Raw genomic sequence first — 22397 nt, 5'->3', positions numbered from 1 at the left:
CCACCACGACCTGACCGTGCATTGCCCTATGGCAATGCACGGTCAGGGGGCGTCGAGCTCGGCCTCGTGCACGGCGATGGCCACCTGCACCCGGTTGTCCGCGTCCAGCTTGTCGAGGATGCGGCCGACATGCGCCTTGACCGTCGCCACGCTGAGGTAGAGCTGGCCGGAGATCTGCGCATTGGACAGGCCCGAGCCGACGGCTCTGGCGACCTCCAGCTCGCGATCGGTGAGTGCAGCCAGTCTGGCCCGGGCCTCGTCACGAGATGCACCTGACCCGGAGCCGCCGCTCGCCCGCACGGAGCTGAGCACTGACGCCGTGACGCTGGGGGAGAGGATCGACTGCCCCGCGGCCACGAGACGGACCGCCTCGACCAGCCGGTCCGGAGGAGTGTCCTTGAGCAGGAAGCCGTCCGCGCCGTGCTGCAGGGCCCGCATCACGTCGTCGTCGGCGTCGAAGGTCGTGAGGATGATGACCTTGCTCGACGACCCGCTGCGGACCAGCGCGTCGGTGGCGGCCAACCCGTCCATCCGCGGCATCCGGATGTCCATGAGGACGACATCGGGGGAGTGCTCGGCGATGACCGACAGGCCCTGCCGACCATCCGGCGCCTGGGCGACGACCGTGATCTCCGGCGCGCCCCCGAGGATCATCGACAGCGCGGTGCGCACCATCGGGTCGTCATCGACGAGGACGACCGAGATCGGGTCGTTGCTCGGGGTGCTCACGGGGCCCACGGTAGCCACACCTTCAGCCGGTGCTGGTCGTCACGCCAGCCGTGCTCCATCCGTCCACCCGCCAGGCTCACGCGTTCGGACAGGCCGAGCAGCCCGACCCCCGCACCGGGGACGGGGCGCGCATCGCGGCTCAGGGAGCTCGGGTTGGTGACCGTCACCTCGAGCCCGCCACCGGACCGGCCGGCGAGGTGGATGACCACCGTGGCGCCGGGTGCATGCTTGCGGGCATTGGTCAGGCCCTCCTGGATGACGCGATAGGCCGTCCGGCTCGTCGTCTCCGGGAGGGTCGTCAGATCCGGCCCACCCTCGGTGAGGTTGACCCTGGTGCCCGCGGACCGCGCGTCGTCGAGCAGCTCCGGTAGGTCGGCGAGAGTGCGCTGCGGGCGAAGGGGGGAGCCCCCCGCGTCCTCTCGCAGCACGCCAAGCACCTCACGCAGGTCCGTCAACGCGGCTCGTGCGTTGGTGTCGATGGCCGTGATGGCGGCCCGGCGCTCGTCCTCGGGGAGGTCGGGTCGATAGCTGAGGAGACCGGAGTGCATCGTCACCAGCGAGATGCGGTGCGCGAGCACGTCGTGCATCTCCCGGGCGATCCGGCTGCGTTCGGCCGTCTGTGCCTGGGCCACCCGGGCGCGCTGCTCGGACTCCGCCGTCTGGGCCCGCTGCACCCAGGAGCGCACGAGGGCGCGCCGTGAGCCGATGGAGTACCCGACGGCGACGATGATGCCCACGACGAGCACGTTGACCAGGCCCTCGATCCACAGCGGCAGGGAGCCGGGTCCGGGTTCGGGGTAGATGATGCGCGCGGAGAAGAGGCCGGCGGCCACGGTGAGCGCGCCCATCGGGAGGATCTCGCGCCAGCGCTGACGCGTGGCCAGTGACGTCAGGGCGATGGTCTGCGCGCCGGCGGCCACGGTCGAGGCAGCCGTCAGCACCGTCGTCACGGCCGTGATGGTGACGGGCCAGCGCCGGCGGAGCAGCAGGCACCCTGCGGCGATCAGCCCCAGGAGCGGGTCGACGAGGATGAGCCAGAGTCCACGCCAGGTCTCCGGCTCCTGGTCGGGGTCGGGGAAGAGGAGCGCCGCGGTGAAGACCCAGAACACCAGGCCGAGCAGGAGGGCCACGCCCACCCGCCACGTGGTGTCCCACCACGTCAGCCGGTCCGGGAGCCGCTCGTCGAGAGCTGGGGTGGAGGTCACGCCCCAACCGTAGGTGGCAGGCGACCGAACCGGCATCCGCCACAGGTCGGGCTCTCGGGGAGCAGCCCCCTCCCAAAGTCGTAGGTGGGTTCACGACCTGCGGCCGATGCCCACGTCGCCTCCCACGACGCATCGTTGGGGCATGATCACGGCCACCGACCTCACCAAGCGGTACGGCGACTTCACCGCCGTCCACGACATCTCCTTCACGGCCCGCCCGGGCAGCGTCACCGGGTTCCTCGGCCCCAACGGCGCCGGCAAGTCCACCGCGATGCGGATGATGACCGGGCTCACGCCGCCGACCTCCGGTGAGACGCTCGTCCTCGGCCGCCGGTACCGGGAGCTGCCCAACCCCGGGCGCCATGTCGGCGTCATGCTGGACGCCTCCGCCCAGCACCCGGGACGCACCGGCAAGGAGGTCCTGTCCCTCGCCGCCAGGACCATCGGTGTCGGACCGAGCGCAGTCACCCAGGGGCTGGCCACCGTCGGCCTCACCGACAAGGAGGCCGGTCGGCGAGTGCGCAACTACTCGCTCGGCATGCGTCAGCGTCTCGGCCTGGCCGCTGCACTCATCGGTGATCCCGAGGTGCTGATCCTCGACGAGCCGGCCAACGGTCTGGACCCGCAGGGCATCCACTGGATGCGCGGGCTGCTGCGTGGCTTCGCCGACCGCGGCGGCACGGTCCTGCTGTCCTCGCACCTGCTGTCCGAGGTGCAGATCGTCGCCGACGAGCTGGTCATCATCGGGGGCGGCCGCATCGTCGCCGAGGGCACCGTCGAGGAGCTGCTCCAGCAGCAGGGCACCCGCGTGCGGTCCACCGATGACGCGGCGCTCGCCGATGCACTGACCCGAGCAGGCATCGAGGTCACCTCGAGTCCCGCCGGGCTGCTCGCCCAGACGAGCAGCGAGGCCGTCGGCCGCATCGCGCTCGATGCCCGCGTCGTCCTCACCGACCTCGCCTCCGGCTCCGCCGGCGGCCTCGAGGAGCTCTTCCTCACCCTGACCGCCGCCGAGTCCCGAGAGGGGATTGCCGCATGAGCACCGCCACCGCACCCACCGAGTCCGCATCGCAGGCCACGTCGTCGAGCGCCGCGCGACCACCCGTCGACGTGTCCGGTGACCGGGTGCCCTTCGTGCGACTCGTCACCATCGAGGTGCGCAAGATGGTCGACACCCGCGCCGGACTGTGGATGCTCATCACCATGGCCGGAGTCGGTTTCCTCGTCGCCGGCGGTCTGGTCATCTGGGGGCAGGAGCAGGATCACCGGTACCCGACCTTCCTCGGCTTCATCACGATGCCGCTGATGATGCTGCTGCCGATCATGGGCATCATGTCCGCGACCCAGGAGTGGAGCCAGCGGACCGGTCTGGCGACCTTCACCCTCGTGCCCCGACGAGGGCGGATCATCGCCGCCAAGGTCGCGGCCGCGCTCGTCCTGTGCCTCGTCCTGCTGGCTGCAGGCGGGACTGCTGCCGCGTTGGCGACCTTGGTCTCCGCAGGAGAGTTCACCCTGACCGGGATCTCGCTCGCCGGCGTGGTCCTCACCGCGCTGATCTTCACCCTGCAGGGTGTCGCCTTCGGTGCGGCCTTCCTCAACACCCCGATCGCCATCGTGGCGAGCCTCGCGCTGCCGACGGTGTGGACGATCCTCACCGCGATGATCGAGCGGATGTCGGATGTCGCGAGCTGGCTCGACCTCAACCTCGTCACCGGGCCGCTCACGGAGGGGACCATGACCGGGGAGAGCTGGGCGCAGCTGGCCACGAGCTTCGCGATGTGGGTCGGTCTGCCGCTCGTGATCGGCAGCTACCGGATCCTCACCCGCGAGATCAAGTAGCCGGGACCACCTCGTCCTCGCCCGAGGGCGCGGTCCGCCTCATCAGCTCGATGATGGCGGCCGCGTCCTCCTCACCGAGCCGGCCCCAACCGGGCTCGTAGTCGTAGACCTCGCCCAGCGCTGTCGCCTTGCGGTTGCCCAGCAGCAGGTCCACGTCACCGACCGTCAGCAGACCCGGGTGCCAGACACCACAGGCCTCCGACACCTTGAGCAGGTCGCGGCGCAGGGTGCGGATGTAGTTGTTGACGCGCTGCGCCTTGAGGGTCGGGTCGAGACCGCGCGCGAGCCACTGGTTCTGCGTGGCGACCCCGGTGGGGCAGTGGTCGGTGTGGCACTGCTGCGCCTGGATGCAGCCGACGGCGAGCATCGCCTCACGGGCCACGTGCACCATGTCGACGCCGAGCGCGAAGGCGACGAGCGCATTCTCCGGCAGGCCGAGCTTGCCGGAGCCGACCCATACGACCCGGTCGGTGAGACCGGCCTTCGCGAAGATCGCGTAGACGCGGGTGAAGGCCAGGCGGAAGGGCAGGGCCACCGCATCGGTGAAGACGAGGGGAGCCGCGCCGGTCCCCCCTTCGCCGCCGTCGATGGCGATGAAGTCGACGCCACGAGACCCGTCGGCCATGGCCTCGGCGAGGTCTTCCCAGAAGGTCAGGTCCCCGACGGCCGACTTGATGCCCACGGGCAGCCCGGTCTCCGCCGCCAGGAGCTCGACGAAGTCCAGCATGGAGTCGATGTCGTCGAACTCCGTGTGGCGGGAGGGGCTCGCGCAGTCCTCGCCCTGCGGGATGCCACGGGTCTCGGCGATCTCGCGCGAGATCTTGGCAGCGGGCAGCATGCCACCGAGGCCGGGCTTGGCACCCTGACTGAGCTTGATCTCGATCGCCTTCACCGGTGCGGACTCGACGACGGCCTGGAGCTTGGCCAGGTCGAAGCGACCCTCGTCGTCGCGGCAGCCGAAGTAGGCCGTACCGATCTGGAAGATCAGGTCGCCACCCTGCCGGTGGTACGGGGAGAGGGAGCCCTCGCCCGTCAGCTGCATGCACCCGGCGAGGCGGGCGCCCTCGTTGAGGGCGTGGACCGCGTTGCCCGAGAGCGAGCCGAAGCTCATCGAGGAGATGTTGACGACCGACTCCGGCCGGAAGGCATGACGTCGCCCACGAGCCGCGCCCAGCACCTTGGCGCAGGGGAGCGGGGTCTCCTCCCCGTGGTGGGTCGGGGTCGAGGCCGAGACGTCGGAGAAGGTGCGGTGCTTGAAGATCGGGTAGCCCTCGACCCGCTCGACGTCGTTGTCCGTGCCGAAGCCGACGTAGTTGTTCTCCATCTTCGACGACGCGTACACCCACGAGCGCTGGTCCCGGCTGAAGGGACGCTCCTCGTCATTGCTCGTGACGATGTACTGCCTCAGCTCGGGCCCGATCTTCTCGAGGAGGTAGCGGGCATTGGCGAGGACCGGGAAGTTGCGCTTGAGCGAGTGCTGCTTCTGCAGGAGGTCCCGGGCGGCGAGGCCGGCGGTCCCGGCGGCGAGCAGAGCGAGGGCGGACGTCGACTTCATGCCCGCCATACTGCCTCCAACACGAGGGCTTTGCGAGGATGGGTGGTGTGCTGACCTCGATGAGCTCACGTCCCCGCCGGAGGATCCTCGTGGCCGTGGTCCTGGTGATCGCGGTGGTCGCGGCGTTGCTCGTGTGGAGCGCGAACCGAGGCGAGGAGGGCGCCGGCACGCCGAGCGGTCCCCCCGGAGCTGCCTTCTACGAGGTCACGGCGCAGCAGCTGTCGGCCGACCGCCACGGGAGCCTCATCTGGTCTCGTCGGGTGGTCGACGGTCCGACGATCGGTGGCACCACCCATGTGGTCATGTACCGCTCCACCAGCGCGAAGGGGGAGCCCGTCGCCGTGTCCGGGGTGGTCTCGGTGCCCACGGGGGACCCACCGGAGGGTGGCTGGCCGGTCATCAGCTGGGGGCACGGCACGACCGGGATGGCCGACGACTGCGCGCCCTCACGCTCGCTCGTCGACCAGCAGACGGGCGTCTACACCGCCTCGATGGATCAGACCACCGCCGACCTCGTCGACGACGGGTACGCCGTGGTGCGGACCGACTACGAGGGCCTGGGCACTCCGGGGCCACATCCCTACCTGATGGGCCAGTCGGCCGGGGCGGCCATGACGGACATCGTCCTGGCCGCCCATGAGCTCTCCTCGAACCTGTCGGCCCGGTGGGTGGCCATGGGCCACTCCCAGGGTGGGCAGGCGGCGCTCTTCACCAGCAGGTTCACCGATGCCTACTCGCCAGGGCTGGAGCTGAGGGGCATCGTGGCGCTCGCGCCTCCGAGTCAGCTCGGCGCCGTGGTCGAGATGACCGGGAGCTCCACGGTGCTCGGTGCCAGCGAGAAGGAGAAGGCAGCTGCCGCCGAGGCGGGTTCCGGCGCGGCATTCCTCGGACCGCTCATCGTCTCCGCCGCTCGCACGTCCGAGGTGCCGGTCGAGGACCTCGTCAGCCCGGCTGGGCTGAAGCTGCTGCCACAGCTGGAGACGAGGTGCATCGCCGAGCTCTTCGCGCAGGACTCCTTCGGTGGGATGACCCTGGACGACTTCGTGCGCGACGGCGCCGACCTGTCCCGGATCCGGCGCACGGTCGGGACCAATGACGCCGCCGAGGTGCACCCGCACGTCCCCGTGCTCATCGTCCAGGGGACGCAGGACACCACCGTGCCGATGATGCTGAGCGATCGTCTCGTCGAGCAGTACACGAAGCAGGGCGCCGACGTCGAGTACGCGCGGGTGCCGGGGGCAGACCACATCTCCATGCTCCGTGAGAGCGCGCCGACAGTGAATGCGTGGGTGTCCGGGGCGCTCGCCGGTTAGGATGCATGGCGGCCCGCGCGCGCCCACGGCGCAGCAGCAGTAACGGACCGACCAGACGACATGACAATGCGAAGGCGAGCACACACGTGGCAACGACGAATGACCTCAAGAACGGCATGGTCCTCAACATCGATGGCCAGCTCTGGAGCGTCGTGGAGTTCCAGCACGTCAAGCCGGGCAAGGGCCCGGCCTTCGTCCGCACCAAGCTGAAGAATGTCACCAGCGGCAAGACGATCGACAAGACCTTCAACGCCGGCACCAAGGTCGAGACCTCGAATGTCGACAAGCGCAACATGCAGTACCTGTACCACGACGGCACGGACTACGTCTTCATGGACGGCGACACCTATGACCAGATCCCGGTCCCGCCCGAGGTCGTCGGTGATGCCGCCAAGTACATGCTCGAGAACCAGGAAGCGGTCATCGCCCGTCACGACGGCACCGTCCTCTACGTCGAGCTGCCGGCTTCCGTGGTCCTGGAGATCACCTACACCGAGCCCGGCCTGCAGGGCGACCGCTCGACCGGCGGTACCAAGCCCGCCACGCTCGAGACCGGCGCCGAGATCGCTGTGCCGCTCTTCCTCGAGCAGGGCACCAAGGTCAAGGTCGACACCCGCGACGGCTCCTACCTCGGTCGAGTGAGCTGAGTGGGAGCACGCACCAAGGCACGTCGACGGGCCGTCGACCTGCTCTTCGAGGCGGAGTCGCGCGGGCTCAACGCCGGTGACCTCGCGCGCGATCGCGCGGTCACCCCGGTGACCCCGGCTCCGCTCAACGAGTACACCGTGACCGCGGTGACGGGCGTGGTCGCGAACTGGAATGACATCAACGACGCCCTGACCACCTACAGCCAGGGCTGGACGCTGGACCGGATGCCCGACGTCGACCGCGCGATCCTGCGCCTTGGCACCTGGGAGATCCTCTTCAGCGACGACGTCCCCGACGAGGTCGCCGTCAGCGAGGCCGTGGTCCTGGCCACCGAGCTGAGCACCGACGAGTCCCCGAAGTTCGTCAACGGCCTCCTGGGCCGCATCGTCGAGGTCAAGCCCACTCTTGTCTGAGGAGTTGCCCGTGAGCACGACGCCCGATGCACGACCCACCCCGCACACCCCCGACCGTGGCGCTGTCATCGGCGACGGAATCGCCTGGCTGGCGCGATGGTCGATGCGGCTGCTGCTCGTCGCGGCAGGTGCCTTCATCATCTGGTGGCTGCTGGCCAAGCTCTGGGTCGGGGTCTTCCCCGTCCTGCTGGCGCTGATCGTCGCGACCGTCCTGTGGCCCCCGACCCGGTGGCTGCGCAGCAAGGGCGTGCCCGCCGCGCTCGCCGCGGCCCTGGTGATCATCGGTGCTCTGGTGGTCTTCTTCGGTGTGCTCGGTGCGATCGCTCCGTCCCTCGTCAGCCAGTCGGGTGATCTGGCCAGCCAGGCGAGCAAGGGGCTGACCGACCTGCAGGACCGCGCTGCCCAGGCGCCCTTCAACCTCGACAGCGCGACGATCAACGACGCGGTCAAGTCCGCCACGACGTGGCTGCAGGACCAGAGCGGCCAGATCGCCTCCGGTGCGCTCGCCGGTGCCTCTGCGGTCGGCTCGGGCATCGTGACCCTCGTGCTCGTGCTGGTGCTCGTCTTCTTCTTCATCAAGGACGGGCCGCAGTTCCTCCCCTTCGTCCGCCGGGTCTCGGGCGAGCGGACCGGTCAGCACCTCACCGAGGTGGCCACTCGGTCATGGAACACGCTCGGCGGGTTCATCCGCACCCAGGCCCTGGTGTCCGCGGTCGACGCGGTGCTCATCGGCACCGGTCTGGCCCTGCTCGGTGTGCCGCTGGCCTTCGCGCTGGCCATCCTCACCTTCTTCGGTGGGTTCATCCCGATCGTCGGTGCCTTCGCGGTCGGCTTCCTGTCCGTCCTCGTGGCCCTGGTCGCGCAGGGCCCGATGACCGCGCTCTTCGTCCTCATCCTGATCATCGCGGTGCAGCAGCTCGAGGGCAATGTCCTCTCGCCCATGCTGCAGGGGCGGTCGATGCAGCTGCACGCCGGGATCATCCTGCTGTCCGTCGCGGTCGGCAGCACGATCTTCGGCATCGTGGGCGCCTTCCTCGCGGTGCCCGTCGCGGCCGTCGCGGCGGTGATCCTGCGCTATCTCAGCGAGCAGGCCAACCTCAAGGCGGGCATCATCACCGCCGACGACGTCGAGGCGGAGTCCGACGAGGGCGAGGACGTGGCCGAGTCGCTCGACGACGAGGCCGCGGTCGCCGAGTGACTCCGGTTCCGGCGAGGCCCGCCGTAAGCGTCATCCCCCTTCGTGACGCAGGGGAGGGGCTGGAGGTCTTCGTCCAGCACCGCCAGCTGACCATGGACTTCGCTGCCGGCGTCGTGGTCTTCCCCGGCGGACGGTGCGACCCTGCCGACGAGGCACTGGGAGCGCAGCTGCCCCTGCCCGAGGAGGTCGTGGCCGACCACGTGCGTCGTTGGTCCGACCTCGACGGACCGAGTGACGACGCGCAGCTGCGCGCGCGCACCCGCCTGGCCACCGGCGTGCGGGAGCTCGCCGAGGAGACCGGGTACATCGCGAACCCGGCCGACCTGCATCCGTGGGACTCCTGGGTGACGCCCGAGAGGGCACCCAAGCGCTTCGACGTGGCCTTCTTCGTCCTGCCGGTCGAGCGCGCGGGGCCGCAGCCGGTCCACCAGACGAGCGAGGCGGTGGACTCGCGCTGGGAGTCCGTCGCCTCGCTGCTGGCCGATCACGCTGCCGGTGACCTCCGCCTGATGACGCCGACCAGGGTCCTCCTGGAGGAGCTGCGGGACCTCGGCACGCTGGCGAAGGTCATGGCGCTGCAGCCGGTCATCACCGGGGTGCGCGACGACCGAGCCGAAGGGCGCCCCCGCCGTCGTCAGTGAGCCCCTCGCCCAGTGGGATCAGAAGGCGGGCAGGACCTCGCCGCCCGGCCAGGTCTTCTCGATGTAGGCCTTGACCTCGGGGGAGTGGAGCAGCTCGTCGAGCTTCTTCAGGCCGGGGTTGTTCTCGTTGGCCTTCTGCACGGCGAGGAAGTTGGCGTACGGGCTGTCCTTGCCGTCCTCGACGATGAGCGCGTCCTTGGTCGACAGGTCCGCCTCGATGGCGTAGTTGCCGTTGATGACGGCGGCGTCGAGGTCCTGCAGGGAGCGAGCCAGCTGGGCCGGGTCGGTCTCCTTGAACGTCAGCTTCTTCGGGTTGTCCTTGACGTCGAAGATCGTCGCGTTGGTCGCGTCCTTGCCGTCCTTGAGGGTGATGACGCCGTTGTCCGCCAGCAGCTGCAGGGCCCGACCCTGGTTGGACGGGTCGTTGTTGACACCGATCTGGGCGCCGGACTTCAGGTCCTTGACGTCCTTGACCTTGTCCGAGTAGAGCGCGAAGGGCTCGATGTGGATGCCCGTGAAGTGCGCGAAGTCGTACCCACGGTCGGTGACCTGCTCCTCGTAGTAGGGGAGGTGCTGGTAGTAGTTCGCGTCGAGCGTGCCCTCGGAGAGCTGGACATTGGGCTGGATGTAGTCGTCGAAGGTCTTGATGTCGAGGTCGAGCTCGGCCGCGGGAGCCAGCTCCTTGTCGACGTACTCGAGGATCTTGGCGTGCGGTGTCGGGGAGGCGCCGACGGTGATCGTGGTGATGCCCTTGTCGTCGGCCGCGGGGCCCTCGGAGTCACCCTTCGCCAGTCCGCAGGCCGAGAGGCCGAGCGAGGTGACGATGATGACCGCGGCGGCGCGGGTCGTGGAGCGGAAGGTGGACATGGGTGTCCTTTCGAGTGGTGGTGCGGTGGCTGGTGGTGCGGTGGCGTCGTGCGGGTCAGCGGCGGTCGAGGCGGCGGGCGACGAGGTCGCCGATCACCTGGACGATCGTCACGATGACGACGAGGAGCACGACGCAGACGATCATCACGTCGGACTCGAAGCGGTTGTAGCCGTAGCTCATGGCGACCGCGCCGAGCCCGCCGCCCCCGACGGCGCCAGCCATGGCGGTGTAGCCGATGAGGGCGATGACTGTGGTGGTGAGCCCGGCGACGAGGCCAGAACGGGCCTCGGGGAGCAGCACCTTGCGGGTGATCTCGCCGCGACTGGCGCCCATCATCGTCACGGCCTCGACCTTGCCGGCCGACACCTCCCGGAGCGAGGTCTCGACGAGCCGGGCGTAGAAGGGGATGGCCCCGACGGTCAGCGGCACGACCGCCGCCTGCCAGCCGATGGAGGTCCCGACGACCAGGCGGGTGAAGGGGATGATCGAGATCATCAGGATGAGGAAGGGCAGCGACCGCCCGATGTTGACGACGGCCCCGACCGCGCGGTTGAGGAAGGCGCTGGGTGCGGTCCCGCCGGGGGAGGTGGTGAAGAGCAGCACGCCGAGGGGGATCCCCAGGAGCGCGGTGAGGATGCCGGCGACGACCGTCATCGCGAGGGTCTCCCAGATGGCGGTCGGCACGGCCTGCTGGATGATCGGGTTGTCGAACCAGCGGCCCTCGGCCGCCAGGGTGGTGAGGGCGATCATGCGGCGACCTCCGGGGAGAGGTGGGCGGCCTGCAGGAGCCGGACCGCCTCCTGGGTGCGCGTCGGGTCCACCTCGAGCTGGATGCGTCCGACCCGGCGTCCGCCGATGGTCTCGAGGGTGGCCGCGGCGACCTCGGCGGGCACACCCCCTTCGCGCAGGAGGGCCAGGACCGCGTCAACGCTCGTGGTGCCCGAGCGCGCGTCTCCCAGGGCGACCTCGACGTAGCCGCCGTCGTGCTCCAGCGGCAGGGGCGGAAGGGGGACGAGGTCCCGGTGGAGCTGTCCGGTCGCATCGGCGACCACGTCGCTGATGGCGCCGGTCTCCACGACGGTGCCGTCGGCCAGCAGGGTGACGGTGTCGCACACCTCGCGGACGACCGAGGGCTCGTGGGTGATGATCACGACGGTGATGCCGAGTCGCTCGCGCAGGTCACGCAGCAGACCGAGGATCTGGCGGGTCGTCGCCGCGTCCAGTGCCGAGGTCGGCTCGTCGCACAGCAGGATGTCGGGGCGGGTCGCCAGGGCGCGGGCGATGCCGACGCGCTGCTGCTGTCCACCGGAGAGCTGGCCCGGGTGGTTGTCCGCGCGGTCGGTGAGGCCGACGAGGTCGAGCAGCTCGGCGACGCGGGCGCGTCGCTCGCCGGCCGACCAGCCCGCGATCTCCAGCGGGAGAGCGATGTTGTCCGCGGCGGATCGCGAGTCGAGCAGGTTGGCATGCTGGAAGACCATGCCGAAGCGGCGGCGGACCGCGCGCAGCTCGTCGCCGGTGAGCGCCGGGATGTCGGTGCCGTCGAGGTCCACGGTTCCGGCGGTCGGCCGCTCGAGGCCGGTGAGGCAGCGGATGAGGGTGGACTTGCCGGCGCCGGAGCGACCGACGATGCCGTGGATCGAGCCGCGGGCGATGGACAGGGTGATGTCCTCGAGGGCGACGACGGGGCCGCGCGAGGAGGGGAACTCCTTGCGCAGGCCGCTCAGGCGGAGAAGTGGTGGTGTCTCGGTCACGAGTTAGATAATAAGAAGTTATACCTGCCATAAGCAAAACGTTCATATGTCTATTGCGTCTCCTTCGGGTGAGATGAGTTCGAGCTGCTCGGGGGTCGAGCGGTACAGTCGTCGCGACCGACATCCTTTAACCGCTGTCCTGTGAGGCAGAGAAGGAGGTCTTGAGACACCCATGTGTCCGGAGACATCCGCTGAGGGGACACCCCAGCCACCCGCCCGCGAGGTCATGAGCACCTCTGACGTCGCGCGAGGCCTGCGCCGCATCGCCCACGAGATCGTCGAGCGCAACAAGGGAGCCCAGGACGTCGTCCTGCTCGGCATCCCCAGCCGCGGCGTCGAGCTCGCCCAACGCCTCGCCGTCCTGATCACCGAGATCGAGGGCGCCTCGGTGCCCGTCGGGTCCCTCGACGTGACCATGTACCGCGACGACCTGCGCGACCGCCCCATGCGGGCGCCCCAGCAGACCCACTTCCCGCCCTCCGGGGTCGACGACCGGGTCGTCGTCCTCGTCGACGACGTCCTCTACTCCGGGCGCACCGTGCGGGCGGCGCTCGATGCGCTGGCCGACTACGGCCGGCCGCGGGCCGTGCGGTTGGCGGTCCTCGTCGACCGTGGCCACCGCGAGCTGCCGATCCGCGCCGACCACGTGGGCAAGAACCTTCCGACCTCCCAGGCGGAACGGGTCACCGTGCGCCTCACGGGTCACGACGACGTCGACGACTCCGTGACGATCTCCGGCGGTGACCCCCGATGAACCGCCACCTGCTGTCCATCGCGGACCTCGGCGACGCCGACCTGCGCGCCGTCCTCGACACTGCTGCCGAGATGCACGACGTGCAGTACCGCGAGGTCAAGAAGCTGCCGACCCTGCGTGGCCGCACGATCATCAACCTCTTCTTCGAGGACTCGACCCGCACCCGCAGCTCCTTCGAGATCGCCGGCAAGTGGATGAGCGCCGACACGATCAACATCACCGGCAAGGGGTCCTCGACGTCGAAGGGGGAGTCCCTCCGCGACACCGTGCGCACCATCGCGGCCATGGGTGTGGACGCCATCGTCATGCGTCACCAGGCCTCCGGCGCTGCCCACCAGGTCGCCCGCTGGTTCGACGAGTCGGGCGTGCGCGCCGGCGTGATCAACGCCGGTGACGGCACGCACGAGCACCCCACGCAGGCCCTCCTGGACGCCTACACGCTGCAACGCCGGCTCGGCACCCTCGAGGGCAAGCGCATCGCCATCGTCGGTGACGTCACGCACAGCCGGGTCTTCCGCTCCAATGTCCTGTCGCTGCCGCGCCTGGGCGCCGAGGTCACGGTCGTGGCCCCGCCGACCCTGATGCCGAGCGGCGCAGCGCGCTGGGCGGAGTCGGACGGCTTCACCCTGAGCAACGACCTCGACGAGGTCATCGACTCCGGGGTCGACGCACTGATGATGCTGCGGGTGCAGCGCGAGCGGATGGCCGGCGGGTTCTTCCCCACGGCTCGCGAGTACACGGTCGGGTACGGGTTGACCCGCGACCGCTTGGCCGCGCTCACCGCAGTCAACCCCGAGGCGGTCATCTGCCACCCCGGCCCGATGAACCGGGGCCTGGAGATCGCCGCGGACGCGGCCGACGCCGCCGGCAGCCTGGTCCTGGACCAGGTGAGCGCCGGTGTCGCCGTGCGGATGAGCGTCCTCTACCACCTGCTGGCCTCCGGCCTGACCGACGAAGGGGGCGCCGCATGAGCGACCTGCTGATCACCGGCGCCTCACCGCTGGGTGGCCGGGCAACCGACCTGCTGGTCCGGGACGGCGTCATCGCCGCGCTCGGCGCCGACGCAGCCACCGACGCCCCTGCGGACGTCGAGCGTCTCGAGGCCGACGGGCTCGCCCTGCTCCCTGGCCTGGTCGACCTGCACACGCACCTGCGCGAGCCGGGCCGTGAGGACGCGGAGACGGTGCGCACCGGCTCCGCCGCCGCTGCGGCCGGTGGCTTCACCGCCGTCCTGGCCATGGCCAACACCAACCCCGTCACCGACACCGCAGAGTCCGCCGAGCGCGTCCTCGACCTCGGGGTCGCTGCGGGTCACTGCGATGTGCAGCCGATCGGTTCGGTGACCAAGGGGCTCGAGGGCGCCGAGCTCGCCGAGCTCGGGCTGATGCACCGCTCGCGGGCCCGGGTGCGGGTCTTCTCCGACGACGGACGCTGCGTCCACGACGCCCGTGTCATGCGCCGGGCGCTGGAGTACGTGCGGGCCTTCGACGGGGTCATCTCCCAGCACAGCCAGGACCCGGCGCTCGCCGGCCCGGCCGCCTGCTGCCACGAGGGTGAGGTGAGCGGCCGGCTCGGGCTGACCGGCTGGCCGGCCGTCGCCGAGTCGAGCATCATCGCCCGCGACGCCGAGCTGGCGCTGCACACCGGCTCCCGGGTGCACGTCGCCCACGTCTCGACCGCCGAGGGCGTGGAGGCCGTGCGCTGGGCCAAGCGACGCGGGGCCCGGATCACCGCAGAGGTCACCCCGCACCACCTCGTCCTGACGACCGACCTGCTCACCGGCTACGACCCCGTCTACAAGGTCAACCCGCCGCTGCGGCCCGCAGAGGACGTCGAGGCGCTGCGCGCGGCCCTGGCCGACGGGACGATCGATGCCGTCGCGACCGACCACGCTCCGCACGCCCGGCACGACAAGGAGCACGCCTTCCCCGATGCGGCCTTCGGCATGCTCGGGCTGGAGACCGCCTTCTCCGTCGTCCATGACGTCATGGTCACGTCGGGGCGGACCGATCTGGTCACGCTCGCCGAGCGGATGTCCCACGCACCTGCTCGCATCGCCGGGCTCACCGACCACGGACGGGCGATCGAGGTGGGCGCTCCTGCCAACCTCGTGCTCGTCGACACCAGCGCCCGGGTCACCGTCGACCCGTCCGCCTCGCAGTCACTGTCCCGCAACACCCCCTTCGCCGGGCACACCCTCACCGGGGCTGTCCGTACGACGATCCTGCGCGGCCGCGTCACGGCCACCGATGGAGAGGTCATCAATTGAGTCAGCACAGCACCACCCCAGCGGTCCTCGTCCTCGAGGACGGGCGGACCTTCTCCGGAACCGCCTACGGCGCCGTCGGCGAGACCGTCGGTGAAGCGGTCTTCTCCACCGGCATGACCGGTTACCAGGAGACGCTCACCGACCCCAGCTACCGCGGGCAGGTCGTCGTCATGACCTCGCCCCACGTCGGCAACACCGGGTGGAACGACGAGGACGACGAGTCCTCCCGCATCCACGTCGCCGGGTACGTCCTGCGCGACCCCGCGATCCGACCGAGCAACTGGCGATCGCGTCGCTCGCTCGAGGAGGAGCTGACCGGGCAGGGCATCGTGAGCATCGCCGGCATCGACACCCGCGCCCTCACCCGCCACCTGCGTGAGCGCGGCGCCATGCGCGTGGGCATCTTCTCCGGGGACGCCCTCGCGGACGAGGCCACCCTGCTGCAGCGGGTGCAGGCCGCACCCGAGATGGCCGGCTCCGCCCTGGCGGCCCAGGTGAGCACCACCGAGGCCTATGTCGTCGAGGCGAAGGGGGACAAGCGGTTCACCGTCGCGGCGATCGACCTCGGGATCAAGACGATGACCCCGACGCGGCTGGCCGAGCGCGGCATCGAGGTGCACGTCCTGCCTGCCACCGCGACCCTGGAGGAGGTGCTGGCCGTCGGTCCGGACGGGCTCTTCTTCTCCAACGGCCCGGGTGACCCGGCCACGGCCGGTGACCAGATCGCCCTCCTGCAGGAGGCCCTGCGGGCCGGTCTGCCCTACTTCGGCATCTGCTTCGGCAACCAGCTCTTCGGGCGGGCGCTCGGCTTCGGCACCTACAAGCTGAAGTACGGCCACCGCGGGATCAACCAGCCGGTCTTCGACCGGACGACCAACAAGGTCGAGGTGACCGCGCACAACCACGGCTTCGCCGTGGACGCCCCGCTCGACGAGGTGACGCAGACCCCCTTCGGCAGCGCGAGCGTGAGTCACGTGTGCCTCAACGACGACGTCGTCGAGGGGCTGGAGCTCCATGACGACGGCGGACGCCTGCTCGCCTTCTCCGTCCAGTACCACCCGGAGGCGGCGGCCGGCCCGCACGACGCCGCCTACCTCTTCGACCGCTTCACCGATCTGCTGGCTGCCAGCACCAAGGAGACCCAGGCCTGATGCCCAAGCGCGACGACATCACCAGCGTTCTCGTCATCGGCTCCGGGCCGATCGTCATCGGACAGGCCTGCGAGTTCGACTACTCGGGCACCCAGGCCTGCCGCGTGCTGCGCGAGGAGGGGATCCGGGTCATCCTGGTCAACTCCAACCCCGCGACGATCATGACCGACCCCGAGTTCGCGGACGCGACCTACATCGAGCCGATCACCCCTGAGGTGATCGAGAAGATCATCGAGCGTGAGCGCCCCGACGCGGTGCTGGCCACCCTCGGTGGGCAGACCGCGCTCAACGCGGCCATCGCGCTGCACGAGGCCGGGATCCTCGAGAAGTACAACTGCCCGCTCATCGGCGCCAGCGTCGAGGCGATCGAGCTCGGTGAGGACCGCGAGCGCTTCAAGGGCGTCGTCGAGCGCTGTGGCGCCGAGTCGGCCAGGTCGCTCATCTGCCACACGATGGAGGAGTGTGTCGCGGCCGCCGAGGAGCTGAGCTACCCGGTCGTCGTGCGCCCCTCCTTCACCATGGGCGGTCTCGGCTCCGGCTTCGCCTACGACGAGAAGGACCTGCGCCGCATCGCCGGTCAGGGCCTGCAGTACAGCCCGACGACGGAGGTGCTCCTCGAGGAGTCGATCCTGGGCTGGAAGGAGTACGAGCTCGAGGTCATGCGTGACACGGCCGACAACGTCGTGGTCGTCTGCTCGATCGAGAACTTCGACCCCGTCGGTGTCCACACCGGCGACTCCATCACCGTCGCGCCCGCGCTCACCCTCACCGACCGCGAGTACCAGCGGATGCGTGACGTCGGCATCGCCGTCATCCGCGAGGTCGGTGTCGAGACCGGTGGCTGCAACATCCAGTTCGCCATCGACCCGAGCGACGGCCGGATGATCGTCATCGAGATGAACCCGCGCGTCTCGCGCTCCTCGGCGCTGGCGTCGAAGGCCACCGGCTTCCCGATCGCCAAGATCGCCGCCAAGATGGCCATCGGCTACACCCTCGACGAGGTCCCCAACGACATCACCCAGGAGACCCCGGCCGCCTTCGAGCCGAGCCTGGACTACGTCGTCGTCAAGGTGCCGCGCTTCGCCTTCGAGAAGTTCCCGGCCGCCGACCCGACCCTCACGACGACGATGAAGTCCGTCGGCGAGGCGATGGCCATCGGCCGCAACTTCACCGAGGCGCTGCAGAAGGCGCTGCGCTCCGCCGAGCGCAAGGACGCGACCTTCCACTGGGACGGCGACCAGCCCACGATCGAGGAGGGCCGCGCGCTCATCGAGGCCGCGCGGACGCCCACCGACGGGCGCATCGTGCAGGTGCAGCAGGCCATGCGTGCCGGAGTGTCGGTCGAGGAGGCCTTCGAGGCCACCAAGATCGACCCCTGGTACCTCGACCAGCTGGCGCTGATCAACTCCATCGCCCAAGAGGTGCACGACGCCGACGAGCTCAACCCGCAGGTGCTGCGCCTGGCCAAGCGGCACGGCTTCTCCGATGCCCAGATCGCCCGGCTGCGCCGGATGGACGAGGCCGTGGTGCGCGGTGTGCGCCACGCCCTCGGGGTGCGCCCGGTCTACAAGACGGTCGACACCTGCGCTGCGGAGTTCGCCGCTCGCACGCCCTACCACTACAGCTCCTACGACGAGGAGACCGAGGTCGAGCCGCGTGAGCGTCCGGCCGTGATCATCCTCGGCTCCGGGCCCAACCGCATCGGCCAGGGCGTCGAGTTCGACTACTCATGCGTCCACGCCAGCTTCGCCCTGCGCGATGCCGGCTACGACACCGTGATGGTCAACTGCAATCCCGAGACCGTCTCGACGGACTACGACACGAGCAGTCGGCTGTACTTCGAGCCGCTGACCCTCGAGGACGCCCTGGAGGTCATCCACGCGGAGACCAAGGCCGGTCCGATCGCGGGCGTCATCGTCCAGCTCGGCGGGCAGACCCCGCTCGGCCTGGCGGCTGCGCTCAAGGCCGCCGGTGTGCCGATCGTCGGCACCTCGCCCGAGGCGATCGATCTCGCCGAGGACCGCGGCCACTTCGGCCGGGTGCTCCACGAGGCGGGCCTGAACGCCCCCAAGCACGGCACCGCCTTCAGCGCGGAGGAGGCCGTCGAGATCGCCCGCGAGATCGGCTACCCGGTCCTCGTCCGCCCGTCCTATGTCCTCGGTGGGCGGGGCATGGAGATCGTCTACGACGACGCCACCCTCTCGGAGTACGTCACCCGGGCGGCCATCGCCAGCCCGGAGCACCCGATCCTCGTCGACCGCTTCCTCGACGACGCCATCGAGATCGACGTGGACGCCCTCTACGACGGCAAGGAGATGTACCTCGGCGGGATCATGGAGCACATCGAGGAGGCCGGCATCCACTCCGGCGACTCGAGCTGCACCCTGCCGCCGGCGACCCTCGGCACCTCGGAGCTGCAGCGGGTGCGCGAGGCGACTCTCGCCCTTGCCGAGGGCATCGGTGTCCGCGGCCTGATGAATGTCCAGTTCGCCCTCGCCCAGGACGTCCTCTACGTGCTGGAGGCCAACCCGCGCGCCTCGCGCACCGTCCCCTTCGTCGCGAAGGCCACGGGCGTGCCCCTGGCCAAGGCCGCGGCTCGCGTCATGCTCGGCACGAGCATCGCCGAGCTCAAGGACGAAGGGATGCTGCCGCGCCACGCTGACGGCGGCTCGATGCCCGCGCACGCGCCGATGTCGGTCAAGGAGGCCGTGCTGCCCTTCAAGCGCTTCCGGACCAAGGAGGGCGACGTCGTCGACTCGCTGCTCGGTCCCGAGATGCGCTCCACGGGTGAGGTCATGGGCATCGACGCCGACTTCGGCGCCGCCTTCGCCAAGAGCCAGCTCGGGTCCCTCTCGAGCGGTCTGCCGACGACCGGGCGGGTCTTCGTCTCGGTGGCCAACCGGGACAAGCGGGCGATGATCTTCCCGATCAAGCGCCTGGCTGACCTCGGCTTCACGATCCTGGCCACGCAGGGCACCGCAGACGTCTTGCGCCGCAACGCGATCGAGTGCGAGGTCGTCACCAAGCACTCGGAGCGGGCCGAGGGCGAGGAGAGCGTCGTCGACAGGATCCTCGCGGGCGAGATCGATGTCGTCTTCAACACTCCCTCCGGGCAGAACGCCCGGGCCGACGGCTACGCGATCCGGGCCGCGACGACGGCCATGGACAAGCCGATCGTCACCACGGTCCAGCAGCTCGGTGCAGCGGTGCAGTCGATCGAGGCACGCATCAACGGCGAGCTGCGGGTCAAGCCCCTGCAGGAGCACGCACGCGACCTCGACCTGTACGGGGTGGGCCGGTGACCGCACGCACCATCGCGGCTCGCGAGGGATCCGGGGTCGTCCAGGTCGACGCCGAGGTGCTCGGCAACACGGCGGTGGGTGCCTACCGGCACCTGACGCTCGTGACGCCCGGCCTGCCCGAGATCGCCCGACCGGGGCAGTTCGTGGCCCTGTCGGTCGGTGACGGTACGAGCTCGATGCTGCTGCGCCGCAGCTTCTCGATCCACCGGGTCAGCCCTGCCGGGACCTACGGCGCCACGACCGAGATCGTCGTGGCAGCCGCCGGGCCCGGCACCCAGGAGCTGACCCGCCTCGAGGCCGGCGAGAGCGTCAGCGTCATCGGGCCGCTGGGCAAGGGCTTCCCCCTCCCGTCGCAGCCGGTCCCGTGCATCCTCGTCGGCGGTGGCTACGGCTCCGCCCCGCTCTTCTGGCTCGCCGAGCAGCTGCGTGAGCGCGACTGCCCCGTCGAGATCGTCCTCGGTGCGGCCTCGGCCGACCGGCTCTTCGGTGTCGTCGAGGCCCGCCGGGTCGCCGACGGGGTCACCGTGACCACCGATGACGGGTCCGCGGGGACCAAGGGATGGGTCTCCGACGTCCTGCCGGACCTCATCGCGCGCACCGGCGCAGGCGTGCTCTACGGGTGCGGACCGATGGGCATGCTGCGCTCGATGAGCGCGATCGCCTCCGACCACGGCATCGTCGCGCAGGTCGCGGTCGAGGAGGCCATGGCCTGCGGTGTCGGGATCTGCATGACCTGCGTCATGCCCGTGGCCGATCAGCACGGCACCACCAAGATGGTCCGCAGCTGCCTGGAGGGCCCTGTCTTCCGGGGCGACCGGGTGCGCTGGGAGGCCTTCGACGACGGACTGTGCCGGGTGCCGGCCGATGCCGTCGGTGCACCCAAGGAGGTGCGCTGATGACTGCGCTGTCACCCCCTTCGGCCGTGGACATGTCCGTCGACCTGGCTGGAGTCCGCCTGCCCAACCCGATGATGACGGCGAGCGGGTGCGCCGCCAACGGCCGTGAGATGCACCGCTTCATCGACATCGCGCAGCTCGGTGCCTTCGTCACCAAGTCGGTCAAGGCCCAGCCGGTGTCCGGCCGGGGCACGCCCCGCATGGCCGAGACGCCGTCCGGGATGCTCAACTCCATCGGTCTGCAGGGACCGGGAGTGCAGGCCTTCGTCGAGGAGGACCTGGCCTGGCTGCACTCGATCGGCGCCCGGGTCGTGGTGTCCATCGCCGGGAGCACTGCGTCGGAGTTCGCCACCGTGGCCAGGACGATCGTGCGCAGCAGGTACGCCAGCGCCGTGGCGGCCATCGAGGTCAACATCTCCTGCCCCAATGTCGCCAACCGCGGGCTCGTCTTCGCCTGCGACCCGGCGAGCTCGCACAAGGTCATGACATTGGTGCGTGAGGAGGTCCCGCGAGGCCTGCCGATGCTCGCCAAGCTCAGCCCCGATGTCACCGACATCGTCGGGATCGCCGACACCGTCCTCAAGGCCGGAGCCCACGGGCTGACGATGATCAACACCACGCTGGGCGTGGCCATCGACGTCGACCGGTTGCGTCCGCACCTCGTCGCCGCCACCGGCGGACTGTCCGGCCCGGCCATCCGGCCGATGGCCGTGCGAGCGGTGTGGCAGGTCGCCGGCGCGATGCGTGCCGGGCGGATCAAGACCGCGCCGATCGTGGGCGTCGGGGGAGTGCGGCACGGTCGTGATGCCCTCGAGCTCATCGCCGCCGGTGCCAGCGCGATCCAGGTGGGGACGGCTGCCTTCAACGACCCGACGGCACCCGAGCGGGTGGGACGCGAGCTCGAGACGTTGATCGCCGAGCGCGGCTTCACCCGTCTGTCCGAAGTCACCGGTATCGCCCACGAGAGGTTCGTCCCATGAGCATCGACACCGTGCCCTTCGGCGCGCGACTGCAGGCGGCGATGGGGCAGCACGGTCCGCTCTGCGCGGGCATCGACCCGCACCGCGGGCTCGTCGAGTCGTGGGGACTGACCTATGACCTCGCCGGCGTCGAGCGGTTCACCATGACCTGTGTCGAGGCCTTCGGCGGGGCCGTGGCCGCGGTCAAGCCACAGTCGGCCTTCTTCGAGGTCTTCGGGGCGAAGGGGGTGGCCCTCCTCGAGCGGGCCCTGACCGATCTGCGTGACGCGGGCACCCTCACTGTCCTCGACGTCAAGCGCGGCGACATCGGCACGACCGTCGACGCCTATGGCGAGGCCTTCCTGGGCAAGGATGCGCCGGCTGCGGCCGACGCGATCACGCTCAGCCCCTATCTCGGCTACGGCTCGCTGCGCCCGGCCATCGACCTGGCGCACGCGACCGGTCGTGGGGTCTTCGTCCTGGCCCTGACCTCCAACCCCGAGGGCGCTCAGGTCCAGCACGCCCGGCTGGCCGACGGGCGCTCCGTGGCCGGAGCTATCGCCGATGACGCCGGCGTCGACAACGCCGAGGCCCGCGGACGCGGTGAGCTCGGGAGCGTCGGTCTCGTCGTGGGCGCGACCGTGGGCTCGGCAGTACGGGACCTCGGTGTGGACCTGCCCGGCATGGCCGGCCCGGTCCTTGCGCCCGGTCTGGGCGCACAGGGCGCGACCGCTGCCGATGTGCGCTCGGTCTTCGCCGGGGCGCTGCCCCAGGTGCTGGCCAGCAGCAGCCGCGATGTCCTGCGGGCCGGTCCTGGTGTCGCTGCCCTGCGCGACCGTGCGCGGGTGGTGGCGACGGAGGTCGCTGCCATCACCGCCTCGTGAGATGGTGAGCCGATACCCACCA

General features: G+C 70.2%; 21 protein-coding genes. 15 read left to right on the top strand and 6 right to left on the bottom strand.

Translation table 11 applies throughout. The annotated features are described in order from the left end of the window. Positions 1-42 precede the first annotated feature (42 nt). Together ASG73_RS13100 and ASG73_RS13095 are read right to left on the bottom strand one after the other, a co-directional pair. Complete coding sequence (locus tag ASG73_RS13100; RefSeq protein WP_082567245.1) at positions 43-729, bottom strand: response regulator; 687 nt, start codon at positions 727-729, stop codon at positions 43-45. Beyond that, positions 726-1934 carry a sensor histidine kinase gene (locus tag ASG73_RS13095; protein ID WP_055995894.1) on the bottom strand — a complete coding sequence of 403 codons (1209 nt, stop codon included), beginning with the start codon at positions 1932-1934 and terminating at the stop codon, positions 726-728. The genes ASG73_RS13100 and ASG73_RS13095 overlap by 4 nt, the downstream gene beginning before the upstream one ends. 142 nt (positions 1935-2076) lie before the next feature. Between ASG73_RS13095 and ASG73_RS13090 the strand changes: the two genes are divergently transcribed. Beyond that, complete coding sequence (locus ASG73_RS13090) at positions 2077-2973, top strand: ABC transporter ATP-binding protein (RefSeq protein ID WP_055995891.1); 897 nt, start codon at positions 2077-2079, stop codon at positions 2971-2973. After that, positions 2970-3773: a hypothetical protein gene (locus ASG73_RS13085; RefSeq protein WP_055995888.1), complete on the top strand. Its 804-nt coding sequence runs from the start codon at positions 2970-2972 to the stop codon at positions 3771-3773. Before ASG73_RS13090 ends, ASG73_RS13085 begins: the two co-directional genes overlap by 4 nt. Here the strand turns inward: ASG73_RS13085 and ASG73_RS13080 are convergent. Next, positions 3766-5328, bottom strand: a complete 1563-nt coding sequence (locus ASG73_RS13080; RefSeq protein ID WP_055996115.1) for an FMN-binding glutamate synthase family protein — start codon at positions 5326-5328, stop codon at positions 3766-3768. The genes ASG73_RS13085 and ASG73_RS13080 overlap by 8 nt on opposite strands. Before the next feature lie 59 nt (positions 5329-5387). Between ASG73_RS13080 and ASG73_RS13075 the strand changes: the two genes are divergently transcribed. The 5 genes from ASG73_RS13075 (at position 5388) to ASG73_RS13055 (ending at position 9541) form a co-directional block, all read left to right on the top strand. Further along, complete coding sequence (locus ASG73_RS13075; protein ID WP_162253989.1) at positions 5388-6641, top strand: alpha/beta fold hydrolase; 1254 nt, start codon at positions 5388-5390, stop codon at positions 6639-6641. An 86-nt stretch (positions 6642-6727) separates the two neighbouring features. Then, the gene (efp, locus tag ASG73_RS13070) at positions 6728-7288 is read left to right on the top strand and encodes an elongation factor P (protein ID WP_055995882.1); all 561 of its coding nucleotides are present in this window, start codon (positions 6728-6730) and stop codon (positions 7286-7288) included. After that, positions 7289-7702 carry a transcription antitermination factor NusB gene (nusB, locus tag ASG73_RS13065; RefSeq protein WP_055995880.1) on the top strand — a complete coding sequence of 138 codons (414 nt, stop codon included), beginning with the start codon at positions 7289-7291 and terminating at the stop codon, positions 7700-7702. A gap of 10 nt (positions 7703-7712) precedes the next feature. Continuing rightward, positions 7713-8900 (top strand): AI-2E family transporter, encoded by a 1188-nt coding sequence (locus ASG73_RS13060; RefSeq protein WP_055995879.1) that lies wholly within the window; start codon positions 7713-7715, stop codon positions 8898-8900. Then, positions 8897-9541, top strand: a complete 645-nt coding sequence (locus ASG73_RS13055) for an NUDIX hydrolase (protein ID WP_082567226.1) — start codon at positions 8897-8899, stop codon at positions 9539-9541. The genes ASG73_RS13060 and ASG73_RS13055 overlap by 4 nt, the downstream gene beginning before the upstream one ends. Before the next feature lie 18 nt (positions 9542-9559). On the opposite strand, the gene ASG73_RS13050 is transcribed toward ASG73_RS13055, so the two are convergent. Genes ASG73_RS13050 through ASG73_RS13040 form a run of 3 tightly spaced genes read right to left on the bottom strand, consistent with a single transcriptional unit; the run spans position 9560 to position 12160 of the window. Next, positions 9560-10408, bottom strand: a complete 849-nt coding sequence (locus ASG73_RS13050) for a MetQ/NlpA family ABC transporter substrate-binding protein (RefSeq protein ID WP_055995876.1) — start codon at positions 10406-10408, stop codon at positions 9560-9562. Positions 10409-10463: 55 nt separating this feature from the next. Then, complete coding sequence (locus tag ASG73_RS13045; RefSeq protein ID WP_055995873.1) at positions 10464-11159, bottom strand: methionine ABC transporter permease; 696 nt, start codon at positions 11157-11159, stop codon at positions 10464-10466. Next, on the bottom strand, positions 11156-12160 hold the full coding sequence (locus ASG73_RS13040) for a methionine ABC transporter ATP-binding protein (RefSeq protein ID WP_055995870.1): 1005 nt from the start codon (positions 12158-12160) through the stop codon (positions 11156-11158). The genes ASG73_RS13045 and ASG73_RS13040 overlap by 4 nt, the downstream gene beginning before the upstream one ends. A 172-nt stretch (positions 12161-12332) precedes the next feature. On the opposite strand from ASG73_RS13040, the gene pyrR reads away from it, so the two are divergent. The 8 genes from pyrR to pyrF are packed head-to-tail and all read left to right on the top strand — an operon-like array spanning position 12333 to position 22375. Further along, positions 12333-12914: a bifunctional pyr operon transcriptional regulator/uracil phosphoribosyltransferase PyrR gene (gene pyrR / locus ASG73_RS13035; RefSeq protein ID WP_055995867.1), complete on the top strand. Its 582-nt coding sequence runs from the start codon at positions 12333-12335 to the stop codon at positions 12912-12914. After that, the gene (locus ASG73_RS13030; protein ID WP_055995864.1) at positions 12911-13885 is read left to right on the top strand and encodes an aspartate carbamoyltransferase catalytic subunit; all 975 of its coding nucleotides are present in this window, start codon (positions 12911-12913) and stop codon (positions 13883-13885) included. The genes pyrR and ASG73_RS13030 overlap by 4 nt, the downstream gene beginning before the upstream one ends. Next, positions 13882-15183 (top strand): dihydroorotase, encoded by a 1302-nt coding sequence (locus ASG73_RS13025; protein WP_055995861.1) that lies wholly within the window; start codon positions 13882-13884, stop codon positions 15181-15183. Before ASG73_RS13030 ends, ASG73_RS13025 begins: the two co-directional genes overlap by 4 nt. After that, positions 15180-16334, top strand: coding sequence for a glutamine-hydrolyzing carbamoyl-phosphate synthase small subunit (gene carA, locus ASG73_RS13020; protein WP_055995858.1), 1155 nt, complete (start codon positions 15180-15182; stop codon positions 16332-16334). The genes ASG73_RS13025 and carA overlap by 4 nt, the downstream gene beginning before the upstream one ends. Then, a complete protein-coding gene (gene carB / locus ASG73_RS13015; protein WP_055995855.1) occupies positions 16334-19636 on the top strand; it encodes a carbamoyl-phosphate synthase large subunit in 3303 nt (1100 codons plus the stop codon). The genes carA and carB overlap by 1 nt, the downstream gene beginning before the upstream one ends. Continuing rightward, positions 19633-20532, top strand: a complete 900-nt coding sequence (locus ASG73_RS13010) for a dihydroorotate dehydrogenase electron transfer subunit (protein ID WP_055995852.1) — start codon at positions 19633-19635, stop codon at positions 20530-20532. Before carB ends, ASG73_RS13010 begins: the two co-directional genes overlap by 4 nt. Beyond that, the gene (locus tag ASG73_RS13005) at positions 20532-21512 is read left to right on the top strand and encodes a dihydroorotate dehydrogenase (protein WP_055995849.1); all 981 of its coding nucleotides are present in this window, start codon (positions 20532-20534) and stop codon (positions 21510-21512) included. The genes ASG73_RS13010 and ASG73_RS13005 overlap by 1 nt, the downstream gene beginning before the upstream one ends. Then, positions 21509-22375, top strand: a complete 867-nt coding sequence (pyrF, locus tag ASG73_RS13000; protein ID WP_055995846.1) for an orotidine-5'-phosphate decarboxylase — start codon at positions 21509-21511, stop codon at positions 22373-22375. Before ASG73_RS13005 ends, pyrF begins: the two co-directional genes overlap by 4 nt. The last annotated feature ends 22 nt before the right edge of the window (positions 22376-22397 follow it).

This window comes from Janibacter sp. Soil728 (assembly GCF_001428305.1).
Taxonomy (GTDB): Bacteria; Actinomycetota; Actinomycetes; order Actinomycetales; family Dermatophilaceae; genus Janibacter.
This window is presented reverse-complemented; position numbering and strand designations above follow the sequence as displayed.

Coding starts and splice junctions, on each gene's coding strand:
- pyrF (WP_055995846.1), top strand. CDS start 21,509: ATGAGCATCGACACCGTGCCCTTCGGCGCGCGACTGCAGGCGGCGATG.
- carB (WP_055995855.1), top strand. CDS start 16,334: ATGCCCAAGCGCGACGACATCACCAGCGTTCTCGTCATCGGCTCCGGG.
- ASG73_RS13005 (WP_055995849.1), top strand. CDS start 20,532: ATGACTGCGCTGTCACCCCCTTCGGCCGTGGACATGTCCGTCGACCTG.
- ASG73_RS13030 (WP_055995864.1), top strand. CDS start 12,911: ATGAACCGCCACCTGCTGTCCATCGCGGACCTCGGCGACGCCGACCTG.
- ASG73_RS13050 (WP_055995876.1), bottom strand. CDS start 10,408: ATGTCCACCTTCCGCTCCACGACCCGCGCCGCCGCGGTCATCATCGTC.
- ASG73_RS13085 (WP_055995888.1), top strand. CDS start 2,970: ATGAGCACCGCCACCGCACCCACCGAGTCCGCATCGCAGGCCACGTCG.
- ASG73_RS13080 (WP_055996115.1), bottom strand. CDS start 5,328: ATGAAGTCGACGTCCGCCCTCGCTCTGCTCGCCGCCGGGACCGCCGGC.
- pyrR (WP_055995867.1), top strand. CDS start 12,333: ATGTGTCCGGAGACATCCGCTGAGGGGACACCCCAGCCACCCGCCCGC.
- ASG73_RS13075 (WP_162253989.1), top strand. CDS start 5,388: ATGAGCTCACGTCCCCGCCGGAGGATCCTCGTGGCCGTGGTCCTGGTG.
- ASG73_RS13025 (WP_055995861.1), top strand. CDS start 13,882: ATGAGCGACCTGCTGATCACCGGCGCCTCACCGCTGGGTGGCCGGGCA.
- ASG73_RS13045 (WP_055995873.1), bottom strand. CDS start 11,159: ATGATCGCCCTCACCACCCTGGCGGCCGAGGGCCGCTGGTTCGACAAC.
- ASG73_RS13090 (WP_055995891.1), top strand. CDS start 2,077: ATGATCACGGCCACCGACCTCACCAAGCGGTACGGCGACTTCACCGCC.